Raw genomic sequence first — 16,718 nt, 5'->3', positions numbered from 1 at the left:
CTTTATTTACTGCTTACTTCGTGGTGTAGACCAGTTCGACGCGGCGGTTCTTGGCCCAGCACGATTCGCTGTGGTCCTTGCAGGTCGGACGCTCTTCACCGTAGGAGACCACGTTCAGCTGGTTCGACGGGGCGCCGGCCGAGGACAGGGCGCTCTGCACGGCGTTGCCGCGGCGCTCACCCAGGCCCAGGTTGTATTCGCGCGAACCGCGCTCGTCGGCATTGCCTTCGAGGGTCACGTTGTAGTCCGGGAACTGGCGGATGAACTTGGCGTGGCAGGCGATCTGGGCCTGGAACTCGCCCTTGATCTCGGTCTTGTCCAGATCGAAGTAGATCACGCGCTGGCGCAGGCAGGAGTCGGTGTTGAGGGATTCGCGGGTGTATTCACCGCCGTTGTCCGGGCGGCCGGTGTCCGGGGTCTGGACATTGCTACCGCCGGAGGTGTCACCGCCACCGGGCTTGGTCTTCTTGGCGCAACCGACCGCGGTCACGCACAACAGGGCGGCAATGGCGAGGCGAAGCGAAGTGTTCATTGTTGTAGTCCTTAGGAGGTCAGGTCAGTACACAGTACAAAGGTCAGTAGCCAGCGCCGGTTACCCGGCGTCTTTAAATTATCGCTGTCGGAAAGGTCCCCATGCCGGCTCGCGCACGTCGCCATCGGCCAGAACCAGCCTCTGGCGAACGCGGCCGTTGGCCGACACTGCGTACAGTACGCCGCGCGGTCCGTCGGTAGCGGCATAAAGCAGCATGCTTCCATTCGGTGCGAAGCTAGGCGACTCGTCCACGCTGCCGGGCGAAAGGACATTCATCGTCCCCGCGCCCTTGCTCCGGTCCAAAACCGCAATACGATACACATTTCCAGTGCCTTGCGCCATAGCGAACTTCTTGCCGTCGTGGGAAATCGACGGCTTGGCGTTGTATTCGCCCTGGAACGTCAGACGGGTGGCGTCTCCGCCCGCGGTCGAGACCTGGTACAGCTGGGGCTTGCCCGAGCGGTCGGAGGTGAACACCAGGCTCTGGCCGTCCGGCATCCACTGGGCCTCGGTGTCGATGGAGAAGTGGTTGGTGATGCGCTTGGTCTCGCGGCTGGCCAGGTCCATGATGAAAATGTCCGGGTTGCCGAGGTAGGACAGGGTCAGGGCCAGGCGGCTACCGTCCGGGGAGAACGCCGGGGCGCCGTTGATGCCCTTGCGGTTGGAGATGACCTGGCGCGCGCCGGTGGCGATTTCCTGGATATAGATGGCCGAGTCGCCGCGCTCGAAGGAGACATAGGCCAGCTTCTTGCCGTCCGGCGACCAGGACGGCGACAGCAGCGGCTCGCGCGAGCGCACCAGCACCTGCGGGTTGTAGCCGTCCGAATCGGCCACCATCAGGGCGTAGTTGATGTTGGGGCTGACGCCGGCCGCGGTGACGTAGGCGATGCGGGTCCAGAATGCGCCGCGCTCGCCGATGATCTTTTCATAGACCAGGTCGGCAATCTGGTGGCCGACGCCACGCAGGTCGCTGCGCTGGCCGGTGATGGCCAGGGCCAGCAGCTTTTCCTGTTTGGCGACGTTGAACAGCTCGAACTCCACCCGCATCGCGCCGCCGTCGGCGTCCAGTACGCGGCCGACGGTGATGAACTGCTGCTTGAGCAGGTTCCAGGTCGGGAACTTGATGTCGCTGCCGCGGGACGGGAATTCGACCACGTCCTTCTTGTCCAGGGCGTTGAACAGGCCCGAACGGGCCAGGTCCATGCGCACGATGTCGGAAACGTCGGTCTCGGCCGGCGCGCCGGCGGCTTCGAACGCGAACGGCACCACGGTGATGTTCACGGCGCTGGCCGTGCCGGTGTTGATCACGATGGTGGGCACGTCACTGCTCAGCCCCTGCCCTCCCGCCGGCGGGCTGGTGCCCTGGGCGTGGGCTGCGGCGCCGCACAGGCACAACAGCAAGGTGGCGAATCGGATGATGGGGTTTGCTCGCATATCGGTTCCGCCTCAATGGCCGTCTGTCTGGAAAATCAGGTTGACCCGGCTCTGAAAGACTTTCTCAAAGCCGGCATAAGGTAAGGGTGAAGCACCGAGCACGGCGCGGTTGATCGACGCGCGCGCCTGCGCATCAGCATTGCAGGGCTGGCCTAAGCTGACCTGAACGACCTCGCCGCCGGGACGCAGGACGATCTCCACCACACAGCTGAGATCGGTGGCCGATTCCGGCCGCAGCCAGTTGGCGGTCACGGCCTGCTGCAGGGCACGCATATAAGCCAGCTTCTGTTCGGTGATGTCGCCGGCGGCGGGCGCGCCCAGCGGCAAGACAGCGGCCAGCAGCGGCAGGGCGCGGCGCAGGCTAGCCGTCATACTTGAACTCGAAACGGATCTTGCGCTTGAACACGCTTTCGTAACCGGTATACGGCAGCGGCGAGGCGCGCAGCGGCGCCTGCTGCAGCGAGTCGCGCGTGACCTCGTCGGCATTGCATGGATTGACCACCACCGCATTGATCACTTCGCCGCCGACGATCTGGGTGATCTCCAGCGTGCAGCGCACGCCGGGCGGCGTGGTCTCCGGCCGCAGCCAGGCGGCGGTGACCACGCTCTGGATCGCGGCGTAGTACTGCGCTTCCAGGCTGGTGTCGATGCCGTCCTGGCCGGTCTTGGCCTCCTCGGCGATCATCGCTGCCAGGCGCGCGGCCTCGGCCTTTTTGTCCTTTTCCGCCTGTTCGCGCGCGGCCTTGTCGCGCTGCTGCTTGAGCTTTTCTTCCTTGAGCTTTTCCTGGCGCTCGGCCTCGGCCTGCTTCTCGGCCAACTCGATCTGTTCCTTCTTGCGCAGCTCTTCCTGGACCTTGTCCTGCTCGGCCTTGAGCTGGGTGATCTGGTCGGTGACCTTTTCCTGGTCCTTCAGATCTTTCTTGGGCGGCTCGGGCGCGGGTTCCTCGACCTTGGGCTGGGCCGGCTCAGGCTTGGGCTCCACCGGCTTGGGCTTGGGTTTGGGCTTGACCGCCTTGGGCTGGGGCGCCTGCGCGGGGCCGACCAGGGTCGCCTCGATGATGGGCCCGGCAATGCTCACGGCCACCCTGTCGCTGGTCCAGAACAGGCTGCCGGCGATCAGGGCGACGATGGTGAGATGTACCAGCAGCGAGTAGATCCACGGCCGCAGGCTGTCTTCATTGCTAGCCATCAGCGGGCGCTCAGTTCGCCTTTTCCTGCGGCGGCTGGCCCATCAGGCCGACCTTGGCCACGCCGGCACTCTGCAGCAGCGCCATGGCGTCGTAGACCTTGCCGTATTCGGTCTTGCTGTCGCCGGCGACGTAGACCGGGGATTTGGGATTGGTCTTGACGTAGGCCGAGACCAGCGCGGTCAGCTTGGCCGTGTCGACTTCCTCGCGCTGGGCGTCGGGCAGGGTCAGGTAGATCTTGCCGGCCTGATCCACGCTGACCACGACCGGGTTCTTGTCCACGTTGAGGCTGCGCGCGATGGACGACTCGGGCAGGTCGATGTCCACGCCCAGGTTCAACAGCGGCGCCGTCACCATGAAGATGATGAGCAGCACCAGCATCACGTCGATGTACGGCACGACGTTGATGTCGGACTTGAGTTTCTTGCGCTTGCGGCGGTGGCTTTGCATCGGCGGCTCCAACGGACGGGGAATGGGCGCGGGGTGGCGCTCAATCCTCGATATGTGCCTGGCGCTGCAGGATGGAGGAGAACTCCTCGGTGAAGGTGTCGTAGCGCGTGGCGACGCGGTCGACCTTGTTGGAATAGCGGTTGTAGGCCCAGGAGGCCGGGATCGCCGCGATCAGACCCATGGCGGTGGCGACCAGGGCCTCGGAAATGCCCGGCGCGACGCTGGCGATGGTGGCTTCCTTGACGTTGGCCAGGCCCTGGAACGAGATCATGATGCCGTAGACCGTGCCGAGCAGGCCGACGTAGGGGCTGATGGAGCCGACGTTGGCGAGGAATTCCAGATTGCCTTCGAGGCGGTCGATTTCGCGCGTCTGCGCCACGCGCATGGCGCGCTGGGCGCCTTCGAGCAGGGTGCGCGGATCCACGCCGCGGCGCTGGCGCTGGCGCGCGAATTCGCGGAAGCCGGCTTCAAAGATGCTTTCGATGCCGCTGATCTGGCCGCCGCGGCCGGTGACTTCGCGGAACAGCGCGGCCAGGTCGGCGCCGGACCAGAAACGTTCCTCGAATTCGTTGGCACTGCCCAGCGCCGTCTTCAGCATGCTGTGCTTGCGGAAGATGATGCCCCAGGAGAGGAAGGAGAACACCAGCAGCACGAACATCACGAACTTGACGAACAGGCTCGCGTGCACGATCAGCTGCCACAGATTCAGGTCACCAGCGTTCATGCCTTGGAAATCTCCACAAACAGGCCGTCGGGAATGGGACGTGGACGGAAACCGGCGGCATCGACGCAGGCCGCCCGCACGCTTGCCTCGACCAGCAGCAAGCCGTCGGACTTGCGCAGGATCTGTTGCTGGAACATGAGGCTGGCCGGGCGCCGCCCGACCAAGGCCACGGTGACGTCCAGCAAATCATCGAGCCGCGCCGGCTTGAGAAAGCCGATCGCGATGTCGCGCACGACGAAGACGGCGTTATTGTCCTTGCGCAGCGCCTCCTGCTCAATACCGAGATGACGCAGGTACTCGGTGCGGGCGCGTTCCAGGAAGCGCAGGTAGCTGGCGTGGTAGACCACTCCGCCCGCATCGGTATCTTCCCAGTAGACCCGGGCAGGCCAGCGGAATGGATCGGTCGCCATGTCGCTCCTTGGGTGCGGGTGGGGAGCTGCAGCAAGGGGCTGCTGCAAGCAAAACGATGCGGCAGCATAGCCGCTGCCGCCTGAACAGGCGCGCACCCGGCCTCAGCCGGGGTCGAACAGGTCGGGCGGCTGATCGGCCCGCCGCGGCGGGCGCAGGCCGAAATGCTGGTAGGCGCGCGAGGTCACCATACGGCCGCGGGCGGTGCGTACCAGATAGCCCTGCTGGATCAGATAGGGCTCCAGCACGTCCTCGATAGTGCCGCGTTCCTCGGACAGGGCTGCAGCCAGGGACTCGGCCCCGACCGGACCGCCGTCGAAACTTTCCATGATGGTCTTGAGCAGGCGCCGGTCCAGCGCGTCGAAGCCTTCCGGGTCCACTTTCAGCATGTCCATCGCCGCCTGGGCCGCTTCCAGCGTGATGACGCCGCCGGCGCGCACCTCGGCATAGTCGCGCGCGCGGCGCAGCAGGCGGTTGGCGATGCGCGGCGTGCCGCGCGAACGGCGCGCGATCTCGGCCGCGCCCAGCGGGTCGCAGGCGATACCGAGAATGCGGGCGGAGCGGCGCACGATCGCGCCGAGTTCTTCCGGCGTGTAGAACTCCAGCCGCTGCACGATGCCGAAGCGGTCGCGCAGCGGACTGGTGAGCAGCCCCGCGCGGGTGGTCGCGCCGATCAGGGTGAAGGGCGGCAGGTCCAGCTTGATCGAGCGCGCGGCCGGGCCTTCGCCGATCATGATGTCGATCTGGAAATCTTCCATCGCCGGGTACAGTACTTCCTCGACCACGGGCGAGAGGCGGTGGATCTCGTCGACAAACAGGACATCGCGCGGCTGCAGGTTGGTCAGCAGCGCGGCCAGATCGCCGGCGCGCTCGATCACCGGGCCCGAGGTAGTGCGCAGGTTCACGCCCAGCTCATTGGCGATCACATGCGACAGCGTGGTCTTGCCCAGGCCGGGCGGACCGAAGATCAGCACATGGTCCAGCGCCTCGTTGCGCCGGCGCGCGGCTTCGATATAGATGCCCAGCTGCTCGCGCGCCGCCTGCTGGCCCAGGTATTCGGCCAGGCGCTGCGGCCGGATCGAGGCTTCGAGCAGCTCGTCCTCGCGCGTGGACGCGCTGGAAGTGATCCGGTCGTTCATATCTCCACCTGTGTACCCAGCTCGATCAGGCGGTTGCCGGGTATCTGGAAGAACGCCGTGGCCGGCAGCGCGTTGCGCTGCATGAAGGCGAACAGCTTGTCGCGCCACTTGGGCATGCCGCGGTTGTCGGTGGCGACGATGCTCTCGCGGCTGAGGAAGAAGGTGGTGTCCATCATGTCGAACACCAGGCCGACCTTTTCGCACTTGGCCAGCATATCGGGCACGTCGGGATCTTCGGCGAAGCCGTAGCGCAGGGTGAGCTGGTGGAAGTCATGCCCCAGCGCGACCAGTTCGATGCGCTCCTCGGGCTCGGCCGTCGGCGTCTCCAGCCATTCCACCGTGAGCACCACGTTCTGCTCGTGCAGCACCTTGTTGTGCTTGAGGTTGTGCAGCAGCGCATGCGGCACGGCGTCGGGCTGGGCGGTCAGGAACACGGCCTGGCCGGGCACGCGCAGCGGCGGATGCTCGGCGATGGATTCGATGAAGGGCCGCAATGCGAGGCCGGCGTTCTTGAGTTCGCGTATGACCAGCTCGCGGCCGCGGCGCCAGGTCGTCATCACCGAGAACACCACCAGGCCCAGCACCAGCGGGAACCAGCCGCCGTGCTCGACCTTCTCCAGATTGGCGCCGAGGAAGGCCAGATCCACCACCAGGAACAAGCCGCCCAGCGCCGCCACATGCCAGCGCTTCCAGTGCCAGATGCGCCGCGCCACGATCATGACCAGGATGGAATCGATGGTCATGGTGCCGATCACCGCGATGCCGTAGGCCGCGGCCAGGTTGGTCGAACTGCGGAAGCCGATCACCACGGCCACGGTCAGCACCAGCAGCGCGCGGTTGAGCCAGGGCAGGTAGATCTGGCCTATGGTCTCGCGCGAAGTGTGGATCACTTCCATGCGCGGCAGATAGCCCAGCTGTATTGCTTGGCGCGTGACCGAGAACGCGCCGGAGATCACCGCCTGCGAAGCGATCACCGCCGCCAGCGTGGCCAGGCCGATCATCGGATACAGCAGCACCGGCGGCACCAGCAGGTAGAACGGGTTCTGCGCCGCGGCGGGATTCTCCAGCAGCAGCGCGCCCTGCCCCAGGTAATTGAGCATCAGCGCCGGCAGCACGAAGGCGAACCAGGCGCGGCGTATCGGCCGCTTGCCGAAATGGCCCATGTCGGCGTACAGCGCCTCGGCGCCGGTCAGGGCAAGGATGACCGAAGCCAGGGCGAAGAAGCCGACCCGTCCGTTCTCCAGGAAAAATTCGACTGCGTAGTAGGGATGCAGCGCGCGCAGCACCTGCGGCGCGTCGATGATCTTGATGACGCCCAGCACCGCCAGCGAGAGGAACCAGATCACCATTACCGGCGCGAACAGCCGCGCCACCTTGGCCGTGCCGCTGCGCTGGATCGCGAACAGCACGAACAGCACGATCACCGCGATGGGCACGACGTAGCGGTGCAGCGCCGGCGCGGCCACTTCTATGCCTTCCACCGCCGAGAGCACCGACATGGCCGGCGTAATCACACTGTCGCCGAAGAACAGCGCCGCACCGAACAGGCCCAGCACCATGATGACCCAGCGTGCCCGGGCGCTGGAACGCACGCCGCGATGCGCCAGCGTGGTCAGGGCCATGATGCCGCCCTCGCCCTTGTTGTCGGCCGACATGATGAAGGTGGCGTACTTGATCGACACCACCACGATCAGCGACCAGAACACCAGCGAGAGCACGCCGAGCACGTTGTCCGGCGATACGGCCACACCGTGTGGGCCGAAGGCTTCCTTCAGCGTGTACAGCGGGCTGGTGCCGATGTCGCCGTACACCACGCCGATGGCGCCGAGGGCCAGGGCATACAGGTTCTTGTTGCCGTGATCGTGGCTGCTCATGGTCGGAGAATCAGGAAGTGAGGGAAACGCGCATCAGCGCAGGGCGGCGCGCAGGGCTTTGCGGATGATGGCTTCGGCGGTGTCGCCAGGCGCAGCGGCATCCTTGACCAGGCGGGTGACCTCGGCCGGCTTGTAGCCCAGCTGCTGCAGGGCGATGCCGGCTTCGGCCACCGGGTCATGCGGCACCGCGCCGCCGGGAACGATGCCGGCGACGCCGCCGCCCAGCCCGTCCACGCGGTCGCGCAGCTCCACGATGATGCGCTCGGCGGTCTTCTTGCCTATACCCGGGATGCGCGTCAGCGCAGCGATGTCGCCGGCCTGCACCAGGCGCGAGAATTCCTCGACCGACGCGCCGGAAAGAATTGCCAGCGCGATCTTGGCGCCTATGCCGCTGACCTTCTGCACGCTGCGGAACAGGCTGCGCTCGGCCTCGCGCAGAAAGCCGTACAGGGCGACGGAATCCTCCTTGACGGCGTAGTGCGTGCACAGCACGACTTCGCGCCCGGCCTCGGGCAGGTCGTAGAAGGTGGACATGGGCGCTTCCAGTTCGTAGCCGACGCCGTTGACGTCGACCATCAGCCACGGCGGCTGCTTGGAAACGAGGATGCCTTTCAAACGTCCGATCATCGCCTGCGCCTCCATGCGGTACGCGGTATGCCTATGCGCTGCATCGTGGCCCGGGTATGGGCGTGGGTCAGGGCGATGGCCAGCGCGTCGGCCGCGTCGGCCTGGAGTTTACCCGGCAATTGCAGCAGCACGCCGACCATGTGCTGGATCTGGGTCTTGTCCGCGCCGCCGCCGCCGACCACGGCCTGCTTGATCTCCTTGGGCGCGTATTCGGCCACGCTGAGATCGCGGCTGACCACGGCGCAGATCGCCGCGCCACGGGCCTGGCCCAGCTTGAGCGCCGAATCGGCGTTCTTGGCCATGAAAACGCGCTCGATCGCGACCTCGGTCGGCTGGTGCGCCTCGATGATCGCGCCGATGTCCTCGAAGATCTGCTTCAGGCGCAGGGCGAAGCTTTCGTTGTCGGTGAGCTTGATCGCGCCGTGGAAGATGTGCCGGGCCGCGCCTGCGGCATCGACCTCGATGATGCCTATGCCAGTGCGCTGGGAACCCGGATCGATGCCGAGTATGCGCGCGGGCGGCAGCGCCGCGGCGGCGGCGTTCAACTGGCGCAGGCCGATCATGCCGCGGCCGCTCCCGCGTCGAAGCGGCCCGAACGCAGGAAATTCACCGTCAGCTGCGCCGCTTCGCGCGACACCGTGAGGCCGGTATGCGAGGTGGCGACTTCGCGGTGCGCGTCGGCGCCGGCCCAGCGCGTCTCGGCCACGGCCACGGTACCGTCGTTGGGTTCGTCGAAAATGCCGGCCAGCTGGCCCAGGCCCAGTGCGCGCGTGCCGGCAAGCACGCCGACGCCACCGGCCGGCGCCCGCGCCGGCAGACCTTCGCACAAAGGCTGGCGGCTGCCGCCAAGCAGGCGGCCGCCGCCCAGTCCGGCGATGCGGCGCGCGACCGCGCTGCCGTTGAGCGGCGAACCGAGACAGACGATGCGGCCGCTGAGACCGCCGGGCAGGTGCTGCACCGTCTGCAGCGCGAGCAGCCCGCCCATGCTGTGGCCGACCAGGTGCACCTTGGCCGCGTTCTGCGCGCGGATGCGCCGCTCCAGCCGCGCGCGGCTGCGTTCGCCGCCGCCCAGCACGCTGGCATAGTCGAACAATTCGGTGTGGAAGCCGGCTTCGCGCAGGCGCCGGCGCAACAGCAACAGGCTGAATGCGCGCATCCAGACACCGTGTACCAGGATGACCGCCTCGTCATTCATGCCTGCATCCTGCGCGTGCAGCGGCCTGCCAGGCAAGCCGCCGCCGGTCAGTCTCAGCCCTTCACCGGCTTGACCACGCGCACGTGCAATTCCTGCAACTGCGCCTCGGCCACGGCCGAAGGCGCCGAGGTGAGCAGGCACTGCGCGCTGGCGGTCTTGGGGAAGGCGATCACATCGCGGATGGACTCGGTGCCGGCCATCAGCGCGGCGATGCGGTCGATGCCGAAGGCGATGCCGCCGTGCGGCGGCGCGCCGTACTTGAGCGCGTCGAGCAGGAAGCCGAACTTGGCCTCGGCCTCTTCCGCACCGATGCCGAGCAGGTCGAACACCGTGCTCTGCATGTCCGGGCGGTGGATACGGATGGAGCCGCCGCCGATCTCGTTGCCGTTGAGCACCATGTCGTAGGCGCGGGCGACCGCGTTCTCCGCATTGGCGCGCAGGTCGGCCACATCGTCGACCTTGGGTGCGGTGAACGGATGATGCAGGGCGACGTAGCGCTTGGCGTCGAAGTCGTATTCGAACATGGGGAAGTCGACCACCCACAGCGGACGCCAGCCTTCGGCGACCAGCCCCAGATCGCGGCCGACCTTCAGACGCAGCGCGCCGAGGAAATCGCTGACGGTCTTGTACGGGCCGGCGCCGAAGAAGATCACGTCGCCGGTGCGTGCGCCGACCGCGGCGAAGATGGCCTTGACCGCGTCGTCGCCGAGGAACTTGACGATGGGCGAGGTCAGGCCTTCGCGGCCCTTGTCCAGATCGTCAATGCGGATCCAGGCCAGGCCCTTGGCGCCGTACTTCTGCACATAGACGCCGTAGTCGTCGAGCTGCTTGCGGGTGAGTTCGGCACCGCCGGGCACGCGCAGCGCGGCGACGCGGCCGCCGGCATCATTCGCCGGGCCGGAGAACACCTTGAAGTCGCAATCCTTGACCGCGTCGGCGACATCGACCAGTTCCAGGTCGATGCGCAGGTCGGGCTTGTCCGAGCCGTAGCGGCGCATGGCCTCGGCATAGGTCATGCGCGGGAATTCGGCGTCGAGATCGACATCGACCACCTGCTTGAAGATGCTGCGGATCATGTTCTCGACGAAATCCTGCACGTCGCGCTCGCCGACGAAGGCGAACTCCATGTCGAGCTGGGTGAATTCGGGCTGGCGGTCGGCGCGCAGGTCCTCGTCGCGGAAGCAGCGCGCGATCTGGTAGTAGCGGTCCATGCCGGCCATCATCAGCAGTTGCTTGAACAGCTGGGGCGACTGCGGCAGGGCGAAGAATTCGCCCGGATGCACGCGGCTGGGCACGAGGTAGTCGCGCGCGCCTTCCGGCGTGGCCTTGGTCAGGATCGGGGTTTCGATGTCCTGGAAACCCTTGGCGTCCAGGTGGTGCCGCAGCGCCGAGACCAGGCGCGTGCGCATGCGCAGCTTGCGCTGCATGTCCGGGCGGCGGATATCGAGGTAGCGGTAGCGCAGGCGTGCATCTTCGCCGACGTTGTCATCCAGCATGAACGGCAGCGGCGCGGCGCTGTTGAGCACTTCGACGCTGTCGGCGACGACTTCGATCTTGCCGGTGCGCAGGCGGTCGTTGACCTGGCTGGCCGGACGCGCGCGCACCGTGCCGACGATGCGCAGGCAGAATTCGTAGCGCACGCCTTCGGCCTGCTTGAACGCTGCGGCGTTGTCCGGCTCGATCACCGCCTGGACAATGCCTTCGTGATCGCGCAGATCAATGAAGATCACGCCGCCATGGTCACGCCGGGTATCGGCCCATCCGCACAGGGTGACGGTCTGACCGATCAGGGTCTCGTCGACGAGACCGCAGTAATGGCTGCGCATACGCTTCAGGGCTCCGGAATGGGGTGCCCGCCCGATACAGGCGGAAAGGCCGGAATCCTACGGAGGAATTTGGTGCGCTGCAAACAAGCGCAGGAACTAAGCCGGCCGCCTTCCCCGCAGCGGGAAGACGGCCGGAAATGGAGCAAAGACTCGAAACCGCAGGCTCAGCGCCAGCGGCGCTCGACCTCGAACTCCGCAGCACAGCCGCCGTCCACCCACACGCCGGCGCGGTTGTAGCCCCAGGTGCGACCCAGGACGCAGCGCGTGTCGGAGATCTGCCGCACGATGCGTACATCGCCGCCGCGGCCGACGTCGACCTGGCACATGTTGTAGCGGAAGTCGCGGCTCTGGCAGACGAAGCGGATGTCGCGGTCCCAGTCCGGACCGGGACGCCAGCCGCCGCCACCACCGCCACCGCCACCGCCCCAGCCACCGCCGCCACCGCGGCCGGCTTCGGCGAAAACGGCGCCGCAGCCGCGGTCGACCCAGATACTGCCGTTGCGGTCTATGCCCCAGGTCTGGCCGCGCACGCAGTGGGCTCCGGACAGCTGGCGCACCAGACGGGCATCGCGCCAGCCCACGTCGCAGCGGTTGTAGCGATAGTCCTGGCTGCGGCATTCGACCGTGTCGCGGCCGCCGCCGTAGCCGGGCTGCGCCTGCACGACCGAAGGCGCGGACAGCGCGCCCAGTACCACGGCTGCAAAACCAAGCACTCGCGTAATCATCACCTTCTCCTTATGGCTGAACGCGGCGCTAGTGTACGGCGTGCGACGTCAACCTGAACGTGAACGACGGTGCCCGGTCCCGGTCGGTATTCAGCCTGGCGCCAGCCGGCTCTCAGCCTGCCGGCTTATCGCTGGATGCCGGCGCGGCGCTGGCGCCGGCGTCGCTCTTGGCGGGTTCGCTTTTGGCTGGCTCGGCCTTGGACTCGCCGCCTTCGGCCAGATTGCGCTTCTTGTCGCCGTCCTTCTTGAAGTCGGTCTCGTACCAGCCCGAGCCGGCCAGGCGGAAGGCCGGGGCGGTAACGCGCCGGCGCACGCTGGCGCGGCTGCAGGCCGGGCAGTCGGTGGGATCGGGGTCGGACAGTTTCTGCAGGCGGTCGAAACGCTTGCCGCAGTCGGTACATTCGAATTCGTAGATGGGCATTGCAGCACCTGGATGACGGAATTCTCCCGCCAGCCGCGGGAAAGCGGCCCGCATTGTGCGTGCCAGCGGCGGGTTTTCAAGCGTTGCGGGCGTCGGAACCGCTTGCGACCGCCGCAATACGCGCCTTTCCAGGCCGCACGGCCGCAACCCCGGCGAACCGGCGGCGGTGCGGAGGCCGCGCCGCCGGTCCCGGCCTCACCGCGGCGGCCGGCTTTTCATGCCGCCGCGGCGGGAACAGCTCAGGCCAGCGCCGCCGGCGCAGCGCTGCCGAACACCAGATGGCCGCCCTGGGCATCGACCGTGACCGTCTCCCCGGCCGCGAAGCGGCCTTCGAGGATCTGCCGCGCCAGCGGGTTTTCCAGCTGCTGCTGGATCGCCCGCTTCAGCGGCCGCGCGCCGTAGACCGGGTCGAAGCCGGCCTGGCCGAGCAGGTCCAGCGCCGCGTCGCTGATCTCCAGGCGCAGCTGGCGCTCGGCCAGGCGCTTGGCCAGGCTGGCGGTCTGGATGCGCGCGATGGCGCGGATCTGCGCCGCTTCCAGCGGGCGGAACACGACAATCTCGTCCAGACGGTTGATGAACTCCGGCCGGAACTGCGCCTGCACCACGCCCATCACCGCAGCCTTGATCTGGGTATAGCCTTCCTCGCCGCCGATGCCGGCCGCTTCCTGGATCAGCTGCGAGCCCAGGTTCGAGGTCAGCACGATCACGCAGTTGCGAAAATCCACCGTGCGGCCCTGGCCGTCGGTCAGGCGGCCATCGTCGAGCACCTGCAGCAGCACGTTGAACACGTCCGGATGGGCTTTCTCCACCTCGTCCAGCAGGATCACGCTGTAGGGCCGGCGGCGCACGGCCTCGGTGAGATAGCCGCCTTCCTCATAGCCGACATAACCCGGCGGCGCGCCGATCAGACGCGCAACCGAGTGCTTTTCCATGAACTCGGACATGTCCACGCGCACCAGCGCGTCGGTGGAATCGAACAGGAAATCCGCCAGCGCCTTGCACAGTTCGGTCTTGCCCACGCCGGTGGGACCGAGGAACAGGAACGAGCCGGAAGGCCGGTTAGGATCCGACAGCCCGGCGCGCGCGCGGCGTATCGCATCGCTGACCGCGCGCACGGCCTCGCCCTGGCCGATCACGCGCTTGTGCAGTTCGTCCTCCATGCGCAGCAGTTTCTCGCGCTCGCCTTCGAGCATCTTGCTGACCGGGATGCCGGTCCAGCGCGCGACCACCTCGGCGATCTCCTCCGCGGTGACCTTGTCCTGCAGCAGAGTGAAGCCAACCTTCTCGGCTTCCTGCGCCGCCTTGAGCTGTTTTTCCAGTTCCGGCAGGCGGCCGTACTGGATCTCGCTCATGCGCGCGAAATCCTGGTGGCGCTGGGCGGCTTCCAGTTCCAGGCGCGCCTGCTCGATCTGCTCCTTGATCCTGGTTGCGCCCTGCAAAGTCGCCTTTTCCGATTTCCACACTTCTTCCAGGTCGGAGAACTCGCGCTCCAGCACGGCGATGTCTTTTTCCAGATCGGCCAGGCGCTGGATGGATTCCGGATCCTTCTCTTTCTTCAGCGCCTCGCGCTGGATCTTGAGCTGGATCAGGCGGCGCTCGCGCCGGTCCATTTCCTCGGGCTTGGAATCGATCTCCATGCGGATGCGCGAGGCCGCCTCGTCCATGAGGTCTATGGCCTTGTCCGGCAGCTGGCGGTCGGCGATGTAGCGGTGCGACAGGGTGGCCGCGGCGACCACGGCCGGATCGGTGATCTCCACGCCGTGGTGCACGGCGTAGCGCTCCTTCAGGCCGCGCAGGATGGCGATGGTGTCCTCCACCGAGGGCTCGCCCACGAACACTTTCTGGAAGCGGCGCTCCAGCGCGGCATCCTTTTCCACGTATTTGCGGTATTCATCCAGCGTGGTCGCGCCTATGCAATGCAGCTCGCCGCGGGCCAGCGCGGGCTTGAGCATGTTGCCGGCATCCATGGCGCCCTCGGCCTTGCCGGCGCCGACCATGGTGTGCAGCTCGTCGATGAACAGGATCACCCGCCCTTCCTGCTTGGCCAGGTCGTTGAGCACGGCCTTGAGGCGTTCCTCGAATTCGCCGCGGAACTTGGCGCCGGCGATCAGCGCGCCCATGTCGAGGCTGAGCACGCGGCGGTCGCGCAGGTTTTCCGGCACTTCGTTGTTGACGATGCGCTGGGCCAGCCCCTCGACGATGGCGGTCTTGCCCACGCCGGGTTCGCCGATCAGCACCGGGTTGTTCTTGGTGCGCCGCTGCAGCACCTGGATGGTGCGGCGGATTTCCTCGTCGCGGCCGACCACCGGATCGAGTTTGCCGCTCTCGGCGCGGGCGGTGAGGTCTACGCAGTATTTCTCCAGCGCCTGGCGCTGTTCCTCGGCGCCTTCGGACTGCACTTTCTCGCCGCCGCGCATCTTGTCGATGGCGGCTTCCAGCGCCGCCTTGTTCGCGCCGGCGGCCTTGAGCGCGCTGCCGAGTTCACCCTTGTCTTCCAGTGCCGCGAGCACGAACAGCTCGCTGGCGATGAACTGGTCGCCGCGCTGCTGGGCCAGCTTGTCGCTGAGGTTGAGCAGGCGGTTGAGATCGCCCGACACATTCACATGGCCTTCCTGGCCCTTGATCTGCGGCAGGCGCTGCAGCGCCTCGGCCACGCGCTGGCGCAGCAGCGGCGCGTTGATCTGCGCCTGGGCCAGCAGCGGCACGGTGGAACCGCCTTGCTGGTCCAGCAGCGCGGCCATCAGGTGCAGCGGTTCCAGCATGTTGTGGTCGCGCCCGACGGCCAGGCTTTGCGCATCGGCCAGTGCTTGCTGCAAACGGGAAGTGAACTTGTCCAGACGCATGGATCACCCGGGAAAAAGAGAGGGCCGGCGCAGCCGGCGATGGCGGATCAATGTGGCCGCGGCCGCGGCGATTCAACCCGGGCGCGGCGCTGTTTTCGGCGCGAACGGCGGCCGCAACGCGGTCATCCGCCTGGTGCGTCCTGGCGTGCGCCCGCTGCCAAGCGCGCGCCGCCGCACTAGCATCGGCGCTTTCCACAACGGGAGCGCTTATGCGCTGGAGCGTACTGCTGCTGGGCGCCTACGGCCTGTTCGGCGCGCGCATCGCCGCCCGCCTGGCGCGCGAGGCCGGCTGGCGCGTGCTGCTGGCCGGACGCGACGCGCGGCAGGCGCAGCGGCTGGCCGATACGCTGCGTGCAGCGGCGGACTGCCGCGCCGAACTGACGGCCGTCGCAGTCGATGCGCAATCCGCCGGACTGGCCGCCCTGCTGCGCGCGGAGCGACCCGACCTCGTCATCAATTGCGCCGGCCCGTTCCAGGGCCGCGATCACGCCGTGCCGCGCGAATGCCTGCTTGCCGGTGCGCACTACGTCGATCTGGCCGACGGCCGCGACTATGTGCGCGACTTCGGCCCGGCGCTGGACGCGCTGGCGCACGAGCACCATCTCCTGGCGGTCTGCGGCGCGAGCAGCGTGCCGGGACTCAGCGCCGCCGTGGTCGACCGCTACCGCGGGGATTTCGCCGCACTGCACGGCGTGCACATGGGCATCAGCCCCGGCAACCGCACCGAGCGCGGGCTGGCCACGGTCGCGGCGATCCTGAGCTATGTCGGCCGGCCGCTGCCCTGGCGCCGCGGCGGCGCAGAGTACGCCGTCCATGGCTGGCAGCAGTTGCAGCGGCGGCGCTACGCCGGCGCCGGCCTGCGCTGGCTGGCCGCCTGCGACGTGCCCGACCTGGACCTTTTCCCGGTCCGCTACGGCCTGGCCGAACTCAGCTTCCGTGCCGGGCTGGAATTGCGGCGCCTGCATTTCGGCCTGTGGCTGCTGTCCTGGCTGGTGCGCGCCGGGCTGGTGCGCGACCTGGCCGCCCACGCCGGCACGCTCAAGCGCGCGAGCGAATGGTTCCTGCGCGCCGGCAGCGACTGCGGCGCCATGCATGTGGAACTGCACGGCCTGGATGCGCAGGGCCGGCCGCTGCAGCGCTGTTGGGAGATCGCCGCCGCGGACGGCGACGGGCCGCAGATTCCGGCCACCCCGGCGGTGGTGATCGCCGGCAAGCTGGCGCGCGGCGAAATCGCCCGGCGCGGCGCGCGGGCCTGCGTGGATCTGTTCACCCTGGAGGAATGCCTGGCATCGCTGGGCGGCTTTGCGATCCGCACGCGCTACGGCTGACGCGG

The 16,718-nt window shown here is 67.5% G+C and carries 17 protein-coding genes; 1 reads left to right on the top strand and 16 read right to left on the bottom strand.

Annotated elements, in window-relative coordinates; all coding sequences use genetic code 11:
• Window positions 1-13: 13 nt before the first annotated feature.
• From pal to clpB, 16 genes are all read right to left on the bottom strand, one after another.
• Window positions 14-532 (bottom strand): peptidoglycan-associated lipoprotein Pal, encoded by a 519-nt coding sequence (gene pal / locus NM961_RS06975; protein WP_255913197.1) that lies wholly within the window; start codon window positions 530-532, stop codon window positions 14-16.
• A gap of 78 nt (window positions 533-610) precedes the next feature.
• A complete protein-coding gene (gene tolB / locus NM961_RS06970) occupies window positions 611-1,966 on the bottom strand; it encodes a Tol-Pal system beta propeller repeat protein TolB (RefSeq protein ID WP_255913196.1) in 1,356 nt (451 codons plus the stop codon).
• A gap of 12 nt (window positions 1,967-1,978) precedes the next feature.
• Window positions 1,979-2,338 carry a TonB C-terminal domain-containing protein gene (locus tag NM961_RS06965; protein ID WP_255913195.1) on the bottom strand — a complete coding sequence of 120 codons (360 nt, stop codon included), beginning with the start codon at window positions 2,336-2,338 and terminating at the stop codon, window positions 1,979-1,981.
• Entirely contained in the window at window positions 2,328-3,155 is an 828-nt protein-coding gene (gene tolA, locus NM961_RS06960; protein WP_255913194.1) for a cell envelope integrity protein TolA, read from the bottom strand. The genes NM961_RS06965 and tolA overlap by 11 nt, the downstream gene beginning before the upstream one ends.
• Before the next feature lie 10 nt (window positions 3,156-3,165).
• Complete coding sequence (gene tolR, locus NM961_RS06955) at window positions 3,166-3,603, bottom strand: protein TolR (protein ID WP_255913193.1); 438 nt, start codon at window positions 3,601-3,603, stop codon at window positions 3,166-3,168.
• Between the two features lie 40 nt (window positions 3,604-3,643).
• Entirely contained in the window at window positions 3,644-4,327 is a 684-nt protein-coding gene (gene tolQ, locus NM961_RS06950) for a protein TolQ (protein ID WP_255913192.1), read from the bottom strand.
• Window positions 4,324-4,737 carry a tol-pal system-associated acyl-CoA thioesterase gene (gene ybgC, locus NM961_RS06945; protein WP_255913191.1) on the bottom strand — a complete coding sequence of 138 codons (414 nt, stop codon included), beginning with the start codon at window positions 4,735-4,737 and terminating at the stop codon, window positions 4,324-4,326. Before ybgC ends, tolQ begins: the two co-directional genes overlap by 4 nt.
• A gap of 102 nt (window positions 4,738-4,839) precedes the next feature.
• Window positions 4,840-5,874 carry a Holliday junction branch migration DNA helicase RuvB gene (ruvB, locus tag NM961_RS06940; RefSeq protein ID WP_255913190.1) on the bottom strand — a complete coding sequence of 345 codons (1,035 nt, stop codon included), beginning with the start codon at window positions 5,872-5,874 and terminating at the stop codon, window positions 4,840-4,842.
• Entirely contained in the window at window positions 5,871-7,748 is a 1,878-nt protein-coding gene (locus tag NM961_RS06935) for a potassium transporter Kup (protein WP_255913189.1), read from the bottom strand. Before NM961_RS06935 ends, ruvB begins: the two co-directional genes overlap by 4 nt.
• Window positions 7,749-7,781: 33 nt before the next feature.
• A complete protein-coding gene (gene ruvA, locus NM961_RS06930) occupies window positions 7,782-8,375 on the bottom strand; it encodes a Holliday junction branch migration protein RuvA (protein ID WP_255913188.1) in 594 nt (197 codons plus the stop codon).
• Window positions 8,372-8,938 carry a crossover junction endodeoxyribonuclease RuvC gene (ruvC, locus tag NM961_RS06925; RefSeq protein WP_255913187.1) on the bottom strand — a complete coding sequence of 189 codons (567 nt, stop codon included), beginning with the start codon at window positions 8,936-8,938 and terminating at the stop codon, window positions 8,372-8,374. The genes ruvA and ruvC overlap by 4 nt, the downstream gene beginning before the upstream one ends.
• Entirely contained in the window at window positions 8,935-9,570 is a 636-nt protein-coding gene (locus NM961_RS06920; protein WP_255913186.1) for an esterase/lipase family protein, read from the bottom strand. The genes ruvC and NM961_RS06920 overlap by 4 nt, the downstream gene beginning before the upstream one ends.
• A 53-nt stretch (window positions 9,571-9,623) precedes the next feature.
• Window positions 9,624-11,396 carry an aspartate--tRNA ligase gene (gene aspS, locus NM961_RS06915; RefSeq protein WP_255913185.1) on the bottom strand — a complete coding sequence of 591 codons (1,773 nt, stop codon included), beginning with the start codon at window positions 11,394-11,396 and terminating at the stop codon, window positions 9,624-9,626.
• A gap of 164 nt (window positions 11,397-11,560) precedes the next feature.
• On the bottom strand, window positions 11,561-12,121 hold the full coding sequence (locus tag NM961_RS06910; RefSeq protein ID WP_255913184.1) for a DUF3011 domain-containing protein: 561 nt from the start codon (window positions 12,119-12,121) through the stop codon (window positions 11,561-11,563).
• A 112-nt stretch (window positions 12,122-12,233) separates the two neighbouring features.
• On the bottom strand, window positions 12,234-12,542 hold the full coding sequence (locus tag NM961_RS06905; protein ID WP_255913183.1) for an FmdB family zinc ribbon protein: 309 nt from the start codon (window positions 12,540-12,542) through the stop codon (window positions 12,234-12,236).
• Window positions 12,543-12,781: 239 nt separating this feature from the next.
• A complete protein-coding gene (clpB, locus tag NM961_RS06900) occupies window positions 12,782-15,385 on the bottom strand; it encodes an ATP-dependent chaperone ClpB (protein ID WP_255913182.1) in 2,604 nt (867 codons plus the stop codon).
• A gap of 209 nt (window positions 15,386-15,594) precedes the next feature.
• Here clpB and NM961_RS06895 point away from each other — a divergent pair, with 209 nt between their 5' ends.
• A complete protein-coding gene (locus NM961_RS06895; protein WP_255913181.1) occupies window positions 15,595-16,713 on the top strand; it encodes a saccharopine dehydrogenase family protein in 1,119 nt (372 codons plus the stop codon).
• Window positions 16,714-16,718 lie beyond the last annotated feature (5 nt).

Origin of the sequence: Tahibacter harae, assembly GCF_024437735.1 — a bacterium.
Classification (GTDB): Bacteria; Pseudomonadota; Gammaproteobacteria; order Xanthomonadales; family Rhodanobacteraceae; genus Tahibacter; species Tahibacter harae.
This window is presented reverse-complemented; position numbering and strand designations above follow the sequence as displayed.